This window comes from Streptomyces sp. 2A115 (genome assembly GCF_052245575.1).
In the GTDB taxonomy this organism is placed as follows: domain Bacteria; phylum Actinomycetota; class Actinomycetes; order Streptomycetales; family Streptomycetaceae; genus Streptomyces.
Genome location: NZ_JBQQCG010000011.1, coordinates 35,309 through 52,534 on the forward strand (window position 1 = coordinate 35,309; position 17,226 = coordinate 52,534).

The 17,226-nt window shown below is 69.0% G+C and carries 13 protein-coding genes; 7 read left to right on the plus strand and 6 right to left on the minus strand.

The annotated features are described in order from the left end of the window. Positions 1–6: 6 nt before the first annotated feature. From ACTWQR_RS12410 to ACTWQR_RS12435, 6 genes are all read left to right on the plus strand, one after another. Positions 7–132, plus strand: coding sequence for a hypothetical protein (locus ACTWQR_RS12410; protein ID WP_443227058.1), 126 nt, complete (start codon positions 7–9; stop codon positions 130–132). A gap of 39 nt (positions 133–171) precedes the next feature. Next, positions 172–2,202 carry a thioredoxin domain-containing protein gene (locus tag ACTWQR_RS12415; RefSeq protein WP_443227059.1) on the plus strand — a complete coding sequence of 677 codons (2,031 nt, stop codon included), beginning with the start codon at positions 172–174 and terminating at the stop codon, positions 2,200–2,202. A gap of 199 nt (positions 2,203–2,401) precedes the next feature. Continuing rightward, positions 2,402–3,709: a glycosyltransferase gene (locus ACTWQR_RS12420; protein WP_443227060.1), complete on the plus strand. Its 1,308-nt coding sequence runs from the start codon at positions 2,402–2,404 to the stop codon at positions 3,707–3,709. Next, complete coding sequence (locus ACTWQR_RS12425) at positions 3,706–5,376, plus strand: ArnT family glycosyltransferase (protein ID WP_443227061.1); 1,671 nt, start codon at positions 3,706–3,708, stop codon at positions 5,374–5,376. Before ACTWQR_RS12420 ends, ACTWQR_RS12425 begins: the two co-directional genes overlap by 4 nt. Next, entirely contained in the window at positions 5,373–6,605 is a 1,233-nt protein-coding gene (locus tag ACTWQR_RS12430; RefSeq protein WP_443227062.1) for a glycosyltransferase, read from the plus strand. Before ACTWQR_RS12425 ends, ACTWQR_RS12430 begins: the two co-directional genes overlap by 4 nt. Before the next feature lie 41 nt (positions 6,606–6,646). After that, a complete protein-coding gene (locus ACTWQR_RS12435; protein ID WP_443227181.1) occupies positions 6,647–9,124 on the plus strand; it encodes a galactose oxidase-like domain-containing protein in 2,478 nt (825 codons plus the stop codon). 104 nt (positions 9,125–9,228) lie between these two features. Here ACTWQR_RS12435 and ACTWQR_RS12440 read toward each other — a convergent pair whose 3' ends face one another. The 3 genes from ACTWQR_RS12440 to trhA all read right to left on the minus strand — a co-directional run bounded on the left by ACTWQR_RS12440 (position 9,229) and on the right by trhA (position 11,570). Further along, the gene (locus tag ACTWQR_RS12440) at positions 9,229–9,957 is read right to left on the minus strand and encodes a Mut7-C RNAse domain-containing protein (RefSeq protein ID WP_443227063.1); all 729 of its coding nucleotides are present in this window, start codon (positions 9,955–9,957) and stop codon (positions 9,229–9,231) included. A gap of 66 nt (positions 9,958–10,023) precedes the next feature. Next, positions 10,024–10,653 carry a TetR/AcrR family transcriptional regulator gene (locus ACTWQR_RS12445; protein WP_443227064.1) on the minus strand — a complete coding sequence of 210 codons (630 nt, stop codon included), beginning with the start codon at positions 10,651–10,653 and terminating at the stop codon, positions 10,024–10,026. 209 nt (positions 10,654–10,862) lie between these two features. Further along, positions 10,863–11,570, minus strand: coding sequence for a PAQR family membrane homeostasis protein TrhA (gene trhA / locus ACTWQR_RS12450; protein ID WP_443227065.1), 708 nt, complete (start codon positions 11,568–11,570; stop codon positions 10,863–10,865). Positions 11,571–11,921: 351 nt separating this feature from the next. Here trhA and ACTWQR_RS12455 point away from each other — a divergent pair, with 351 nt between their 5' ends. Continuing rightward, positions 11,922–13,760: a phosphoenolpyruvate carboxykinase (GTP) gene (locus tag ACTWQR_RS12455; protein ID WP_443227066.1), complete on the plus strand. Its 1,839-nt coding sequence runs from the start codon at positions 11,922–11,924 to the stop codon at positions 13,758–13,760. 125 nt (positions 13,761–13,885) lie between these two features. On the opposite strand, the gene ACTWQR_RS12460 is transcribed toward ACTWQR_RS12455, so the two are convergent. Genes ACTWQR_RS12460 through ACTWQR_RS12470 form a run of 3 tightly spaced genes read right to left on the minus strand, consistent with a single transcriptional unit; the run spans position 13,886 to position 17,215 of the window. Next, positions 13,886–14,467 (minus strand): hypothetical protein, encoded by a 582-nt coding sequence (locus ACTWQR_RS12460; RefSeq protein WP_443227182.1) that lies wholly within the window; start codon positions 14,465–14,467, stop codon positions 13,886–13,888. 4 nt (positions 14,468–14,471) lie between these two features. Further along, positions 14,472–16,025 carry a substrate-binding and vWA domain-containing protein gene (locus ACTWQR_RS12465; protein WP_443227067.1) on the minus strand — a complete coding sequence of 518 codons (1,554 nt, stop codon included), beginning with the start codon at positions 16,023–16,025 and terminating at the stop codon, positions 14,472–14,474. Next, positions 16,022–17,215 (minus strand): toxic anion resistance protein, encoded by a 1,194-nt coding sequence (locus ACTWQR_RS12470; protein WP_443227068.1) that lies wholly within the window; start codon positions 17,213–17,215, stop codon positions 16,022–16,024. Before ACTWQR_RS12470 ends, ACTWQR_RS12465 begins: the two co-directional genes overlap by 4 nt. Between the last annotated feature and the right edge of the window lie 11 nt (positions 17,216–17,226).

A 17,226-nucleotide genomic window follows, 5' to 3' on the forward strand; every position in this document is an offset into this window, starting at 1 on the left:
ACTGGCATGTTCACGTCCACCACCGACCGCACCGAGCAGGCACGGACCCGTGATCCGTACCTGGATCCGTACCTGCTCGGACCCATCACCTACCCCCTGTACGGACCCGTGATCCGCGCCGCGTCCCGGTGATCCGCGCCGCCCTGCGGGTACTGCGGCAGGATGGACACCATGCCGAACCGACTGGCCCATGAGACGTCCCCCTACCTCCTCCAGCACGCCGACAACCCCGTCGACTGGTGGCCCTGGTCGGCCGAGGCCTTCGAGGAGGCGCGGAAGCGGGGCGTGCCCGTGCTGCTCAGCGTCGGCTACAGCAGCTGTCACTGGTGCCATGTCATGGCGCACGAGTCGTTCGAGGACGCGGAGACCGCCGCCTACCTCAACGCGCACTTCGTCAGCGTCAAGGTCGACCGCGAGGAGCGGCCCGACGTGGACGCCGTCTACATGGAGGCCGTGCAGGCGGCGACCGGGCAGGGCGGCTGGCCCATGACCGTCTTCCTCACCCCGGACGCCGAGCCCTTCTACTTCGGGACCTATTTCCCGCCCGCGCCCCGGCACGGCATGCCCTCCTTCCGGCAGGTCCTTGAGGGCGTGCGCGGCGCGTGGACCGACCGGCGGGACGAGGTCGCCGAGGTCGCCGGGAAGATCGTGCGGGATCTCGCCGGACGGGAGATCTCGTACGGGGACACGACCGTCCCCGGCGAGGAGGAGCTCGCGGGCGCCCTGCTCGGACTCACCCGGGAGTACGACGCCACGCGCGGCGGCTTCGGCGGGGCGCCCAAGTTCCCGCCGTCCATGGCCCTCGAGTTCCTGCTGCGGCATCACGCGCGGACCGGGTCCGAGGGCGCGCTGCAGATGGCCGCCGACACGTGCGAGCGGATGGCGCGCGGGGGGATCTACGACCAGCTCGGGGGCGGCTTCGCCCGCTACTCCGTGGACCGCGAGTGGGTCGTGCCCCACTTCGAGAAGATGCTGTACGACAACGCCCTGCTCTGCCGTGTGTACGCGCACCTGTGGCGGAGCACCGGCTCCGACCTCGCCCGCCGCGTCGCCCTGGAGACCGCCGACTTCATGGTCCGCGAACTCGGCACCGGCGAGGGCGGGTTCGCCTCCGCGCTCGACGCGGACAGTGACGACGGGACCGGGAAGCACGTCGAGGGCGCCTACTACGTGTGGACACCCCAGCAGCTCACCGAGATCCTCGGGGAGCAGGATGCCGAACTCGCCGCCCAGTACTTCGGAGTGACCGAGGAGGGCACCTTCGAGGAGGGTGCCTCCGTCCTCCAGCTCCCGCAGCAGGAGGGCGTGTTCGACGCCGCCCGAGTCTCCTCCGTACGCGAACGCCTCCTCGCGGCCCGGGCCGAGCGCCCTGCCCCGGGCCGTGACGACAAGGTCGTCGCCGCCTGGAACGGGCTCGCGATCGCCGCCCTGGCGGAGACCGGCGCGTACTTCGACCGTCCCGACCTGGTCGACGCCGCGCTCGGCGCCGCCGACCTCCTCGTTCGCCTCCACCTGGACGATCACGCTCGCCTGGCCCGTACCAGCAAGGACGGTCAAGTCGGCGCCAACGCGGGTGTGCTGGAGGACTACGCGGACGTTGCCGAGGGGTTCCTCGCGCTCGCCTCGGTGACCGGCGAGGGAGTATGGCTGGAATTCGCCGGATTCCTGCTCGATCACGTGCTCGTCCAGTTCGCTGACGAGGAGTCAGGAGTCCTGTTCGACACGGCCGCCGACGCCGAGAAGCTCATCCGCCGCCCCCAGGATCCGACCGACAGCGCGGCGCCCTCCGGCTGGACCGCGGCCGCCGGTGCCCTGCTGGGCTATGCGGCCCAGACCGGCGCCGAGCCCCATCGCACCGCCGCGGAACGGGCGTTGGGCGTCGTCAAGGCGCTCGGCCCGCGTGCCCCGCGCTTCATCGGCTGGGGTCTCGCCACCGCGGAGGCCCTGCTCGACGGTCCCCGTGAGGTGGCCGTGGTCGGACACCCGGACGACCCGGCGACCAGGGAGCTCCACCGCACCGCCCTCCTCGCCACCGCCCCCGGCGCGGTCGTGGCCGTGGGAGCGCCGGGAAGTGACGAACTCCCGTTGCTCGCCGACCGGCCGCTGGTGGACGATGAACCGACCGCGTATGTCTGCCGTAACTTCACTTGTGAAGCTCCGACGACCGAAGTCGACCGTCTCAAGGAGGCGTTGAGCGGCTGAGACGTCCGCGTTCTGGGAGTCATAGGGGTGAATTTCCCCGTATGTTCTGACACTGCCTACAAGTCCGTTGACCATTCTGAAACATGCCATTTATCAGAACAGTTTCCGGACTTCACAGTTCCCCCTTATTCTCTCCATCGGACGCGACAGGAGTGACCCACTGTCGCGACAGGGGGTTTTGGGGATCTGGGGGGATCTGTTGCTGACGTCTGTCTTCATCGCTGCCGTTTCGCTGGCCCTTTTCTGGATGGCGGCCTTCACCTTGTGGTGGCAGATGCACGCGTGGCGTACGCCCGAGGTGCTGGCCTCCACGCGGTTCACCAGTCCGGACGGGGGCGACCAGCTGTCCTTCTCGCTGCTCCTGCCGGCGAGACATGAACAGGCCGTTCTCGACCACACCATCCAGCGCCTGCTGGAGTCGAGCCACCAGGACTTCGAGATCATCGTGATCGTCGGGCACGACGACCCGGAGACCACCGAGGTGGCCTGCGAGGCCGCGGAGCGCGACCCGCGCGTCCGGGTCGTCGTCGACACCCACGAGAAGAAGAACAAGCCGAAGGCCATGAACACGGCGCTGCCGCACTGCCGCGGTGACGTCGTCGGAGTCTTCGACGCCGAGGACCAGGTCCACCCGGAGCTGCTCGCGCACGTCGACCACGCATTCCGGTCGACGGGCGCCGATGTCGTCCAGGGCGGCGTACAGCTCATCAACTTCCACTCCAGCTGGTACAGCCTGCGCAACTGCCTGGAGTACTTCTTCTGGTTCCGCTCCCGCCTCCACCTGCACGCGCAGAAGGGGTTCATACCCCTCGGCGGCAACACCGTCTTCGTCCGCACGGACGTGCTGAGGGCCGCCGACGGCTGGGACCCCAACTGCCTCGCCGAGGACTGCGACCTGGGCGTCCGGCTCTCCAGCATCGGCAAGAAGGTCGTCGTCGCGTACGACTCCGACATGGTGACCCGCGAGGAGACCCCGGGCTCCCTGATGTCGCTGCTCAAGCAGCGCACCCGGTGGAACCAGGGCTTCCTCCAGGTCTACCGGAAGAAGGACTGGAAGCAGCTGCCGGGCTTCGGGCAGCGGCTGCTGGCCCGCTACACGCTGATGACGCCGTACCTCCAGGCCATTTCGGGTGTGATCATCCCGCTCAACGTGGCCGTCGCGCTCTTCCTCGACGTACCGGTCGGCATCGCCTTCATCACCTTCCTGCCGGCCGTCACGGCGTTCGTCACCTTCGTCTTCGAGCTCGTCGGGCTGCACGACTTCGGCAAGCAGTACGGGCTCCGCGTTCGATTCGTCCACTACCTCAAGCTCATCGTCGGCGGCCCCTTCTACCAGGTGCTCCTCGCCGGTGCCGCCGTGCGTGCCGTGTGGCGCGAGCAACGGGGCCGAAACGACTGGGAGTTGACCAGTCACGTCGGCGCGCATCTCACCGATACCCAAGCCACCGAAGTCACCGAAGCCGCGGCCGTAGCGACTCGCGGGTCTCGAGAGGACGTTCCTGCGTGACCTCCACCCTTCCCGCGGTGACCACCCCAAAGGTCCCCGCGCAGCGGACTCCTGTCCCCAAAACCGGTCCGACTCCTCGAACGACCCCGTCTCGCGATCACGTGCGCACTTCGCGTGCCGACCTGATCCTGTGCGGCGTTCTCCTTGTGGTTGTCATGACCGTGCAAGGCTGGAACATCGCCGACTACCCCACGCTCAGCGACGACGAGGGCACCTACCTCGCCCAGGCCTGGGCCGTGCAGCAGGGCGAGGGGCTCGCCCACTACACGTACTGGTACGACCACCCGCCCCTCGGCTGGATACAAATAGCGTTGCTCACCTGGATACCGTCCCTGATCAGCCCCGAGTCGATGACGGTCGGCTCGATGCGGATCGCGATGCTGCTGATCAGCGCCATCAGCGCGGTCCTCGTCTACGTCCTGGCCCGCCGCCTCTGGCTGCCCCGCTGGGCGGCCGGGCTCGCGCTGGTGCTCTTCGGGCTCTCGCCGCTGTCGGTGGTCCTGCAGCGTGAGATCTTCCTCGACAACATCGCGGTGATGTGGACGCTGGTCGCGTTCGTCCTGGCCGCCTCGCCGAGTCGCCATCTCTGGCACCACTTCGGGGCGGGCGTCGCCGCCGCGGCGGCAGTCCTGACCAAAGAGACGATGATCTTCGTTCTGCCCGCCGTGCTGATCACCATGTGGCGGCACAGCCACAAGGACACCCGGAAGTTCGCGATCACCGGCGCCGTCACGGCCTGCGTGCTGATCGGCCTCTCGTATCCCCTCTTCGCCCTCCTCAAGGGCGAGTTCTTCCCGGGCGCCGACCACGTCTCGCTGTGGGACGGCCTCAAGTACCAGATGACCAGGCCCGGTTCGGGCTTCATCCTCGACCGGGGCTCGGGCTCGTACGGCGTCCTCCAGTCCTGGCTCTACTACGACCGCGTGCTGCCCCTCGGCGGCCTCGCCGGCGCGCTCCTGCTCCTGGTCACCTGGCGCTGGTCGGTGACCGCCCGGGCGCTCGCCGGACCCGCGTTCACCGTCGCCATCCTCGCGGTGGTCGCCCTGCGCCCCAACGGCTACCTGCCCGCGATGTACGTCATCCAGGCCCTGCCGTTCCTCGCACTGGTCCTCGCCGGAGGCGCCGCGAGCGTGGCGCACGGCGTGCTGCGCAGATGGCGCGACGGCGAGGAGAAGGAGTACGTCACCCGGGCCCGGTACACCTTCGCGGCGCTCCTCGTCGCGGCTTCGGCGGCATACGTCGTACCCCGCTGGTACGACGGCGCCCACACCGCCGTCACCACCGACGCCAACGCCCCCTACCGCGCCGCGTCCAAGTGGCTGGCCACCGAGGTCGACCGCCCCGAGGACGCGCGCGTCCTCGTCGACGACGCGCTCTGGCTCGACCTCGTACACGCCGGCTACCAGCCCGGGCTCGGCGTCATCTGGTTCTACAAGGCGGACCTCGACCCCGCGGTGACCAAGACGATGCCGGACGGCTGGAGGGACCTCGACTACGTCGTCGCCTCGCCGACAGTGCGGCGCGACGCGGTCGACCTGCCCAACGTCAAGCAGGCGATGGAGCATTCGACGCCGGTCGCGACCTTCGGCAAGGGCGAGGACCGGATCGAGATACGGCAGATCAAGGGCAGTACGGCGACCGCGACGGCGACCGGAGGCGACCGATGACGTACGAGTCCATCGTCCCGGGGGAGCTGAGCGACCCCGCGCTGCGCGCCACAGCCGTTCCTGAACCCGGTGCTGTCACCATCGTCGTCCCGACCTTCAACGAGTCCGCGAACATCCGTGAGTTGCTGCGCCGGATCACCGAGTCGGTGCCGGGGCGGCTGCCCTGCGAGGTCGTGTTCGTCGACGACTCCACCGACGACACCCCCGAGGTGATCCGTGAGGCCGCGCGGGACTGCCCGTTCCCGGTGACCGTGCTGCACCGCGAGACCCCGGTCGGCGGTCTCGGCGGAGCCGTCGTCGAGGGCATCCGGGCCGCGACCTCCGACTGGATCGTCGTCATGGACGGCGACCTCCAGCATCCGCCGTCCCTGGTACCGGAGTTGGTGGCGGCGGGCGAGCGCGCGCACGCCGGGCTCGTCGTCGCCTCCCGTTACATCAAGGGCGGCAGCCGCGCCGGACTCGCGGGCAGCTACCGCATCGCCGTCTCGCGCGGCGCGACCTGGCTGACGAAGGGCCTGTTCCCGCGCCGGCTGCGCGGCATCAGCGACCCGATGAGCGGCTTCTTCGCGATCCGCCGCAGTGTGGTCACCGCGGACGTACTGAAGCCGCTCGGCTACAAGATCCTCCTCGAAATGGCCGTACGCGCCCGCCCGCGCCAGGTAACCGAGGTGCCGTTCGTCTTCCAGGACCGGTTCGCCGGCGAGTCCAAGTCGACCGCGCAGGAGGGGATCCGCTTCCTGCGCCACCTCGCCGGGCTGCGCACCACGTCGCCCGTCGCGCGGATGGTGGTGTTCGGGCTGATCGGCGCGACCGGGTTCCTGCCGAACCTCGCCGCACTGTGGGCCCTGACCTCCGCCGGGATGCACTACCTGCCCGCCGAGATCGTCGCCAACCAGTTCGGGGTCGCCTGGAACTTCCTGCTCCTGGAGCACCTCTGCTTCCGGGACCGCCGCCAGCACCGGCACTGGTGGGACCGCGTCGGCCGGTTCGGGCTGATCGCCAACGCCGACCTGGTACTGCGTATACCGCTCATCGCGCTGTTCGTGGGGGAGTTCGGCATGACCGCGCTCGCCGCGACCGCGCTCGCCCTGGTGACCACCTTCGTCCTGCGCTTCGCGAGCACGGAGGCCCTGGTCTATCTGCCGCGGAAGGGAGGGCGCGCAGGACACACGACGGCCGTCGAGGCCGGCCGTCACACAGGGAGCCGCACAGCAAGGAGAACCAGCTGATGTTCAGAAGACCCGCCCTGATGTTCAGAAGACCCGCCCTGATGTTCAGAAGACCCACCGGACCCACTGGCCCAACAAGACTCAAACGTCCCACCCTCCCCAGACGCCACACCACCCTGCTGGCCGTCGGAGTTCTCACCTCGGGCCTGCTCCTCACCGCGCCGCAGCCCGCTTCCGCCGCCAACCTCGTGAAGAACCCCGGCTTCGAGACCGCCGGCACGGCCGACATGCCGTACTGCTGGGAGAAGTCCGGCTGGGGCGACAACGACTTCACCTTCTCCACCGTCGCCGACGCCCACTCCGGCTCCAAGGCCATGAAGGTCGAGCTGACCCGCCGCGCCGAGGGCGACCGCAAGGCGCTGATCACCGAGTCCGCCGAGTGCGCGCCGGTGGTCTCCGTCGGCAAGCAGTACGACCTCGGGCTCTGGTACAAGTCGACGACCCCGGACACCTCGCTCACCCTCTTCCGGCACGACGCGACCGCCGGCTGGCAGTACTGGACCGACCTCAAGACCCTGCCGATCAGCGCGGGTTGGTCGGAGGCGACGGTCCGTACGCCCGAGGTCCCGGCGGGCACCGACCGCATCAGCTGGGGTGTCTCCGTCTACGGCACCGGCTCCGTGACCACCGACGACTACACGATGGACGTCGTCGCCGACCCGGTCCCCGAGCCGGTCTGCACGGGCACGGCCGAGGAGTGCGCCAACGGCAGGTGGGACGTGCTGCCCACCGAGAATCCGGTCCGCTCCATGCACTCAGTCGTCCTCAACAACGGCAAGGTGCTGCTGATCGCGGGCTCCGGGAACAGCGAGGAGATGTTCAAGGCGGGCACGTTCACCTCGGCGGTCTACAACCCGGCGACTGGAACGTACAAGCAGATCCCCACGCCGAAGGACATGTTCTGCGCCGGCCATGTGCAGCTCCAGGACGGGCGCGTGCTCGTGATGAGCGGCAACAAGGGCTATCCGACCGCGGACGGCAAGATCGGCTACCAGGGCTACAAGGACTCGTACATCTTCGACCCGGTCACGGAGACGTACAGCAAGACGAACGACATGAACGACGGCCACTGGTACCCGTCGGCGACGATCCTCGGCAACGGTGACGTGATCTCCTTCGGCGGACTGAAGGAGGACTCCACGGGTTCCGTGACGGCCGAGCGCTGGTCGGACGCCGAACAGCAGTGGCTGCCGACGTGGAAGGTCAACCAGACCTGGTCGTACTGGGGCCTGTACCCGACGATGGTCCTGATGCAGGACGGGCGGCTCTTCTACACGGGCAGCCACACGTTCGGCAACAACATCCCCGGCACGGGCTCGGCGATCTACGACTACGACGCCAACACGATCACCCAGACGCCGGGACTGCAGAACAAGGACGAGCGCGACCAGTCGGCGAGCGTGCTGCTGCCCCCGGCCCAGGACCAGAAGGTCCTCACCATCGGCGGCGGCAACATCGACTCCAACCCGGACGGGAACCGCCTGACGGACATCATCGACCTCAAGGCGCCCAACCCCACGTACGTCGCCGGTCCACCGCTCCCGCAGGGCACGGTCGACCTGGGCAACGGCAAGATCCCGCAGACCGGCAACCAGGGCAAGATGTACGTCTCCGCCGTGCTGCTGCCCGACGGGAAGGTCCTGGAGACCGGCGGCGCCCTGCACAACCGCGCCAACCCGGTCTTCGAGTCGTCGATCTTCGACCCGACGACGGAGACCTTCGACCCGGTGGCCGCGGACCCGGAGGCGCGCGGCTACCACTCCTCCGCGTTCCTGCTGCCGGACGGCCGCGTGATGTCGACCGGCGACAACCCGGGCAACGGTTCCTGGAACCACAACGTGTCGATCTACACCCCGCCCTACCTCCTGAAGGGCGCCCGTCCGAAGATCACCTCCGTGATCGACAAGGAGTGGGTGTACGGAGACACGCAGCGCATCACGGTCGACCGTCCCATCGCGAAGGCCGAGCTGATCCGCCCGGCGGCGGTGACGCACTCGTCCGACCCGAACCAGCGCTTCGTGGACCTGCCCCTGTCCGTCGACGGCAACAACGTCGACCTGAACGTGACGAGCAACCCGAACGTCGCGCCGCCCGGCTGGTACATGCTCTTCGCCGTCGACGCGAACGGCGTCCCGTCGATCGCCGAGTGGGTCCACCTGGAGGGCCCGTCCGCCCTCGCAGCCACCGCCGCCGCCTCCGCTTCCGGGGACACGGCCTCGGCCCACGTCCACGACTTCGCGGACTCTCTGGAAGGCGCCGTCAAGCAGCCCGGCAAGAAGCGTGCTTCAGCCAAGGTCAGCCCGACGATCTCCGGCTGCGACCGCCACTACGGCTCCGCCAACGTCTGTGTCCCGACCAACTTCCCGGACGAGGTGAAGAACACGACGACCGCCCGCTGCACCTGGCTGAAGGCCAACGACTACGGCCCTCTGAAGGTGAACGGCAAGGATGATCCGCTGCGGCTGGACCGCAACGGGGATGGCAGGGCCTGTGGAAAGGGAGACGTGACGAGGCGCTGAGGACGGTGCTTCAAGCGCCGGTCACGGGTTTTGGCCCCGGTGCACAACAGTGCCCCTTCAGGGGCGCGGGGAACTGCGCGACAAGCCCCCACCGGACCCGCTGGTCACGACCCACCGAACTCCGCCAGGGCGCGCTCCACGATCGCTTCCAGCCGATCGTGGTGCGCGCCCCTCCAATACACCCGCCCACACTCCGCACACCGGGCAAAGACGTCGTACGACCGCTGCGTACCGCCTTCAAGCTGCTCGGCGACCTCCTCTTTGCTCGCCTCCGCGAGCAGCCCGTTGCACGCGGTGCACCGAGTCCACGGCCTCAGTTCAGGCCCGAACCGCCCGAGCACATCCCGGAGCTGATCATCGGGCCGCGTGCTGTAGACGAACGCTCCCGCCCAGAGCTCCCGCCGCCGCAACAGCCCCCGATCACGGCTGAGCATCACCCGCCGCTCGGCGGCCGACCGCGCGGCCAGCGCGGGATCGCCGATGTCCATGGACTCGTACGCGGCATCGACACCCAACAGCCGCAGCCGACGGGCAAGCGTGCCCAGATGAACGTCGAGCAGAAACCGCAGCGGAGCGCCCGGCACCCGCTGCGGCCGCTCGACGGCCCGCACCTCGACGGACTCGCCCGCCGCCGGGACATGCGACACGGGCACCTCCCGGCCGTCCACCACGAGCGCGCCGACCTCGGTCAGCGGCACGCCGAGGGACTCGACGACGTGACCGAGCGACGAGACACCGTCGGTGGCGACCGCGGTGGCGGCCGTACGCCGCCCCTGCGGGACGAACATCCGCAGCTCAGGGGCGAACTCGACGTGGATCTCCGGTCCGTTCACCGGGTCAGGATGCCATGACCGCAGCGCGGTGAGCCGGTGCTTCGGGGATGCCCCGGTGTCCCGGGCTCAGCGCTTCGGGAGGTCCCTGAAGGTGGCGAGGGTGCGGTCGACCAGGTCCAGTAGGTCGTCCTGGCAGTCGCGTTCGGCCCAGTAGATGGTCGCTTCCAGGAGCGCGCCCATCAGCCCCATCGCGTAGACCCGTACCTCCAGGTCGTTCTCGTCCCGCCCGGTGCGCTCCGCCATCGCCCGGCACATCAGGCGGCCCGTGACCGACATGCTCTCCATGGTCCGGGAGCGCACGGCCGGGACTCGCGCCATCAGCCCGATCCGCAGTTTCATCTCGCGCTCCGCGGACTCCGGATCGTCGGCGACCGCCATGGCCAGTCCCTGCTGGATCACCCACCGCAACGAGTCCAGCAGGCTCTCATCCGCAGGGCGTTCCCGCAGCAGGTCCTCGATCAGGGGGTCGTACTCGTCCGTCAGGACGATGTCCTCCTTGGTCGGGAAGTAGCGGAAGACAGTGCTGGGTGAGACCTCAGCGCGCTCCGCGATCTGCTCGACGGTCGTCGCGTCGTACCCCTGCTCCTCGATCAACGCGTAGGTGGCGTTCCTGATCGCGGTGCGAGTCTTGAGCTTCTTCCGCTCCCGCAGGCTCAGCCGGGCCTGCGGGGTGGCGGGGATACGCGCGGTGACCATGCCGCTCATTGTCGGTCATCGGCGCCGCACCAGAGCCGTGCTCGCCCTCGCGGCGACCATCAGGCCCGCCACGGCTGTTGAGTGACAGTGGCCGTTAAATGAGAGTAACTGTCAAAAGGTGGTCTGCGTCAATCCCTCGCGCGGTTCCAGGCATGCAAAGTGGCCGCGGCTTGGAAGCCACGGCCACTGGAAGCGGGAGGTCGGAAGGCCTACCCGTAGGCCACCATCGAGATCCCGACGTAGTGCGCGCAGAACGCCGCGAGCGTGAGGGAGTGGAAGACCTCGTGGAAGCCGAACCACCGCGGTGACGGGTTGGGGCGCTTGATTCCGTAGATCACGCCGCCCGCGCTGTAGAGGAGCCCGCCCACGACCACGAGGACCAGGACGGCGATGCCGCCGGCCCGCATGAAGTCCGGCAGGAAGAAGACGGCCGCCCAGCCCATCGCGATGTAGCAGGGGGTGTAGAGCCAGCGCGGGGCGCCGATCCAGAAGACGCGGAAGATGATGCCCGCGGCCGCCGCGCCCCAGATGCTCCACAGCAGCCACTGCCCCTTGGCGTCCGGCAGCAGCAGCATGGTCAGCGGCGTGTACGTGCCCGCGATGATGAGGAAGATGTTCGCGTGGTCGAGTCTGCGCAGGATGCCGTCCATGCGCGGGCTCCAGTTGCCCCGGTGGTAGATCCCGCTGGTGCCGAACAGCAGGCAGGCCGTGAGGACGAAGATCCCGCAGGCCACCCGGGCGCGAGTCGAGTCGGCGAGCGCGGTCAGGACGAGGCCGGAGATGAGAACGGCCGGGAACATCCCGGCGTGCAGCCAGCCACGGAGCTTCGGCTTGACCGGATGCGGCAGGGAGAGCGCTTCGGGCACACGGCCGACGGCCGGCGAGTCCGTGGGCGCGTCGGGGACGGACGCAGTCATGGCCAGCATCGTACCTACGGAACCGTAAGTTACATATCAATCCGCCCGGATGAAGGACACCGAGTGGCCAGGGTCTCACGCGGGGATGGCGGCGAAGAGGCCGAGGTGAGCGGTGGTGGGCGAGAAATAGTCATGGCAAGGGGCCGGTATTAAGTGGCGATGGTCACGCCCGCTCAGGTGTGAGGTCCTCTGGACATATGCGCGGACTCGTCGGATGATCAAATGAGTGCGGTCGGCACCGGATGAGCGCCAGGAAGATCGATATGTGCCAGAAAGATCGATCCCGTGAAGCATCCGGGCCGCGGCCCCCAAGGGGCATAGACAACTAAAACCCCTCATCTAGGAGCAATCGTGGCGCGCGACATCGCGGCTCCCTCCCCCGTTACCGTCCCCACCAACCATCAGGAACTGATCTCGTGGGTCAACGAGATCGTCGAACTGACGCAGCCGGACAATGTGGTCTGGTGTGACGGCTCAGAGGCGGAATACGAGCGACTGAGCGAGGAGCTCGTCCGCAAGGGCACCTTCAAGAAGCTCGACCCGATCAAGCGCCCCAACTCGTACTACGCGGCCTCCGACCCGACCGATGTCGCCCGGGTCGAGGACCGCACCTTCATCTGCTCCGAGAAGGAGGAGGACGCGGGCCCGACCAACCACTGGAAGGCCCCCGCCGAGATGCGGGAGATCTTCCAGGGCACGGACGGGCAGGGCGGTGTCTTCCGCGGCTCGATGAAGGGCCGGACGATGTACGTCGTCCCGTTCTGCATGGGCCCCCTCGGCTCGGACCTCTCCGCGATAGGCGTCGAGATCACCGACTCCGCGTACGTCGCCGTGTCCATGCGCACCATGACCCGCATGGGTCAGCCGGTGCTGGACGAGCTCGGCACCGACGGCTTCTTCGTGCGTGCTGTGCACACGCTCGGGGCGCCGCTGGCCGAGGGCGAGGCCGACGTGCCGTGGCCCTGCAACTCCACGAAGTACATCTCCCACTTCCCGGAGACCCGCGAGATCTGGTCGTACGGCTCCGGCTACGGCGGCAACGCGCTGCTCGGCAAGAAGTGCTACGCCCTGCGCATCGCGTCCGTCATGGCGCGCGACGAGGGCTGGCTGGCCGAGCACATGCTGATCCTCAAGCTCACGCCGCCGCAGGGCGAGTCGAAGTACGTCGTCGCAGCCTTCCCGAGCGCCTGCGGCAAGACCAACCTCGCCATGCTGGAGCCGACCGTCCGCGGCTGGACCGTCGAGACGATCGGCGACGACATCGCGTGGATGCGGTTCGGCGAGGACGGCCAGCTGTACGCGATCAACCCCGAGGCCGGTTTCTTCGGCGTCGCACCCGGCACCGGCGAGCACACGAACTCCAACGCCATCAAGACGCTGTGGGGCAACTCGGTCTTCACGAACGTCGCCCTGACCGACGACGGTGACGTCTGGTGGGAGGGCCTCACCGAGGAGACCCCGGCCCACCTCACCGACTGGCGAGGCAACGACTGGACCCCGGACTCCGAGACCCCGGCGGCCCACCCCAACTCCCGCTTCACCGTCCCCGCCTCCCAGTGCCCGATCATCGCGCCCGAGTGGGAGGACCCGAAGGGCGTGCCGATCTCGGCGATCCTCTTCGGCGGCCGCCGCGCCACGGCGGTCCCCCTGGTGACGGAGTCCTTCGACTGGAACCACGGCGTGTTCCTCGGCGCGAACGTGGCGTCGGAGAAGACCGCCGCCGCCGAGGGCAAGGTCGGCGAGCTGCGCCGCGACCCGTTCGCCATGCTGCCGTTCTGCGGCTACAACATGGGCGACTACATGGGCCACTGGGTCGACGTCGCCAAGGACAAGGACCCGGCGAAGCTCCCGAAGATCTACTACGTCAACTGGTTCCGCAAGAACGACGAGGGCAAGTTCGTCTGGCCCGGCTTCGGCGAGAACAGCCGCGTCCTGAAGTGGATCGTGGACCGCCTCGACGGCAAGGCCGAGGGCGTCGAGACGCCGATCGGCATCCTGCCGACCAAGGAGGCCTTCGACACCGAGGGGCTCAAACTGTCCGAGTCCGACCTGGACCTCCTGCTCACCGTCGACAAGGAGGTGTGGCGCGAGGAGGCGTCCCTCGTCCCCGAGCACCTCAACACCTTCGGCGAGCACACACCGAAGGAGCTGTGGGACGAGTACCGCGCGCTGGTGCAGCGCCTGGGCTGACGCTTGTCCCGTCCCCTGGGACTCAGCCCCCGACCCCGTAGGGGTGTGTTGCGGGTGCGGGTGGGTTGTGGCTGGTCGCGCGGTTCCCGGCGCCCCTTGGGGGCGGGGAACCGCCGGCGAGACGGTTATGCGCGGTCCTCCAGGTAGCGGGTGTGTGACTCCTGGCGGCGGGCCTCCACCTCCCGGAGGCTCGTCGTCAAGGACTCTGCCTCCTTGTGCAGCACGGTGAGCTGCCGCTCCAGATGCCGCTCCGGCGGCTCGGTGCCCGGCGTCAGCCGGGTCCACCACCGGGTCCGTACGAACGTGTCGACGGCCTCCGGGATGTCCTGCCGTACGGCCCGGGACAGCGCGTGCACGCCCTCCGGGTCGCGGGCGAGTACCTCGGCGACCCAGCCGGGGTCGAGCAGGGCGGCCAGGAGTTCGGTCAGTTCGGTGAGCCGGCCGGCCGCGGCCGGTGGCAGTTCGACGTCGGTCAGATAGACGCGCAGTTTCCCGAAGTCGTCCCGCAGTTCGTCCAGCTGGGCGGACGGGTCGGGGAAGTCCGGCAGTGGCGGACGCTCCGGCGGGGCGATCAGGGCGCCCGCGCCGTACAGTCCCGCGACGACGATGGGCCAGTACGCGCCCGCCAGGCCCGTGAAGGTCAGACCGAGGCCCGCGATGCCGAGCGCGCTCCCGGTGAGGTTCTTGCGGGACTCCAGGTAGCCCATGAACTTATTGGTAGCCACGGATCTCCTCGAAGGCGCCGTCGAGCGAGCCCTTCTGGGCGTCGAACAGGCGGCCGCCGGTCAGGTCGGCGATGTGTTCCAGCTCGCCGCGGTCGGAGTCGCCGAAGAGGATCGGGAAGACGGGGATCTCCTGCTGCCCGCGCGGCAGTCGGTCGTAGAAGTCTTCGAACTCCGCCGGGCTCGCGCCCGCCGTGTTCTCCCCGTCCGTCATCAGCACGATCGACGTGAACGTGTCGTCGTCGGCCCCGAGACGCTCGTACGCCTTCTCCAGCGAGGTGTAGATCGCCGTGTCGCCGGCCGCGGCGAGCGCCTTCGTGTCGCGGCGGATCGCGTCGAGGCCCGCCCGCGGGTCCTCGGGCCGCACCACATGCGTCCGTACGCTCTTGACCGCCGAGCCGAACGGCATCAGCGTGACCTCCTCGCGGTCCCGGAAGTCGCCGGTCAGATCGGTGAGCGCCGTCTTCAGCCGCTGCAGGCGGTCGCCCTCCATGGAGCCCGAGGTGTCGAGGACGTACACCGTCCGGGAGGGGCGGCGCAGCTTGTTCTCGTACGCGTCCAGTAGTCCGTCGGCGACGGACTTGGCGCCGGGGAACGGGAGTTCACGGCGACGGCTCGTGTCGAGGCCCGTCGCGGGCGGTACGGAGGCGACCACCGGACGGCGCAAAGTGTCGTCCGTGATCCGCCGCTGGACCTCCGGGGAGCGCAGGGCATCGGTGAGGCGGCGGACCGTCTCGCGGGTGCCCTGGTCGGTGGAGGAGAGGGAGGAGAGCGGGTAGTCGGCGGTGACCACGCCGTCGCGGGGGCGGATCACGGTGATGTCCTTCATGCCGAGCATGACGGACTCGTAGTTGAGCATGGCGTCGACGGTGCCGCGGCGGACGTACGCGCTCGTCAGCCAGCCCGAGGAGCCGGACGTCACCTGCTGCCCCTTGAAGAACTCCTTCAGCCGGGGTGTCGCCTGCTGGACGTCCGCGTCCGTGAGCGCGGACTGGGCGTCGGAGAGGCCCGAGGCCACCGAGATGAGGGTGGAGAAACCGGAGTTCGAGCGGGCGGGGTCGGTCATGCCGTACGTCAGGTTCCCGTCCGCCACCGCTTCCTCGATGTCCGCCCAGGTGACGTCCTCCGGCTTCCAGCCCAGCTTCCGTACGGTGGCGTTCTTCACTCCGATGGCCACCGGGCTGGACATGACCGGAGTCTCGGACACGATCTGCTTCGCGGCCTCCGGGCGCAGGCGCAGGTAGTCGTTGGACGAGAGCCAGATCGCGTCGTACGCACCCTTGGCCCGGCCCTTCCCGAGCAGGTCGACCGCGTCGAGGGTGCCCATGTAGGTGGGGCGGACCGTGATGCCGGTGTCCTTCTTGACCTGCGCCAACACCTCTCCCATATCGGCGAGTTCGCTGGAGGCGAGGACACGGAGGGTGCCCGGAACAGGCTTGTCGTCGTCGCCGGGCGTCCGCTCCTCGGAGGTGCAGGCCGACAGAGAACCCAGCAGGGCCACCACGGCGGTGGCCGCGACCACGCATGTCGTACGTCTCCTCATCCGAGCCCCCCTTCCAGCGCGCCCGCCGACCTCGACCGCTCCAGGAACACCGTGGCGTGCTGGAGTTCGGAGGTCAGGGACTCCACCGTGGCCGCCATGGACTCCGTGGCCTGGGCCTTGTACGTGTCGATGGCGTCCAGGGTCTGGTAGATCTGCTGGAAGGCCGAGCGCAGCGTCTCCGCACCCACCGCGGGGTCGGCGGCGATGCGCTGGATCTCGCCGCTCTGGGTGGCGAGCATCTCCGCGTTGCCGCGGATGAGGTCCTCCGTCGTGCCGCGCAGGGCGTTGACCTGCTCGACGACCTTCCGCTGGTTGTCGAGGGCGGAGGCCAGCATCACGGAGATGCGCAGCGCCGAGACCGTGGTGGTGGCCGCCCGGTCGACGCCCTTGATCAGCTCCTCGTTGTTGCGGCGGACCACGTCCATCGCCAGATAGCCCTGGGCGCACACCGCGAGCTGGGTGAGCAGGTCCTGGTGCTTCTGGCGTACCGGGAAGAGGACGTCGGCGCGGAGCGTGTCGGCTCCCGCGGGGTCCTTCGTCTCGGCGACCGCGATGTGCCGCTCGACCGCCGCGTCCAGGGCCTCCGCGAGGACGACGTACTCCTGGAGCTTGCCCATCGTGTCCCAGAGGCGGACGCGTTCGGTCTGCAACGCGGCGTTGTCGCGGCGCAGTTCGTCCTGGCCGCCGCGCAGCGAGCCGACGATCTTGTTCAACGTGCCTTGTGCGGAGGCGTACTTGGCGACGTGGTCGCGGAGCTTGTTGCCGCCGGGGAGCCGGGACAGCAGCTTGCGGGCCTTGCCGCCGGGCAGGTCGCGCGGGTCCAGGTCCTCGACCGTGCGCCGGAGTTCGACGAGGGACGAGGAGACGCGGGACTGGGCGTCCTCGCCGTTCGCGGGCAGGCTCCGGACCGTGCGCTCCAGCATGCGGTTCGACTGGGCGGCCGCGCCCCGCATCTCGCTGGAGCCGAGGGCCACGATCTCCCCGATCTTCCCGGCGAACTCGGGCGAGCGGGCGTCGAGCGCGGCCAGCCCGTCGACGTATTCGGCGGCCTTGCGCGCCATGTCCGTACGGACCGACTCGTCGACCGGCACGAGTCCGCCGGCCTTCTCGCGGGGCACGGGTGCGACGGCCTCGGGCGGCGTGAGAGTGAACTGCTGCTCTGTGTTCCCTGCGTTCTCTGTGTTGCTCACTTGCTTCATCC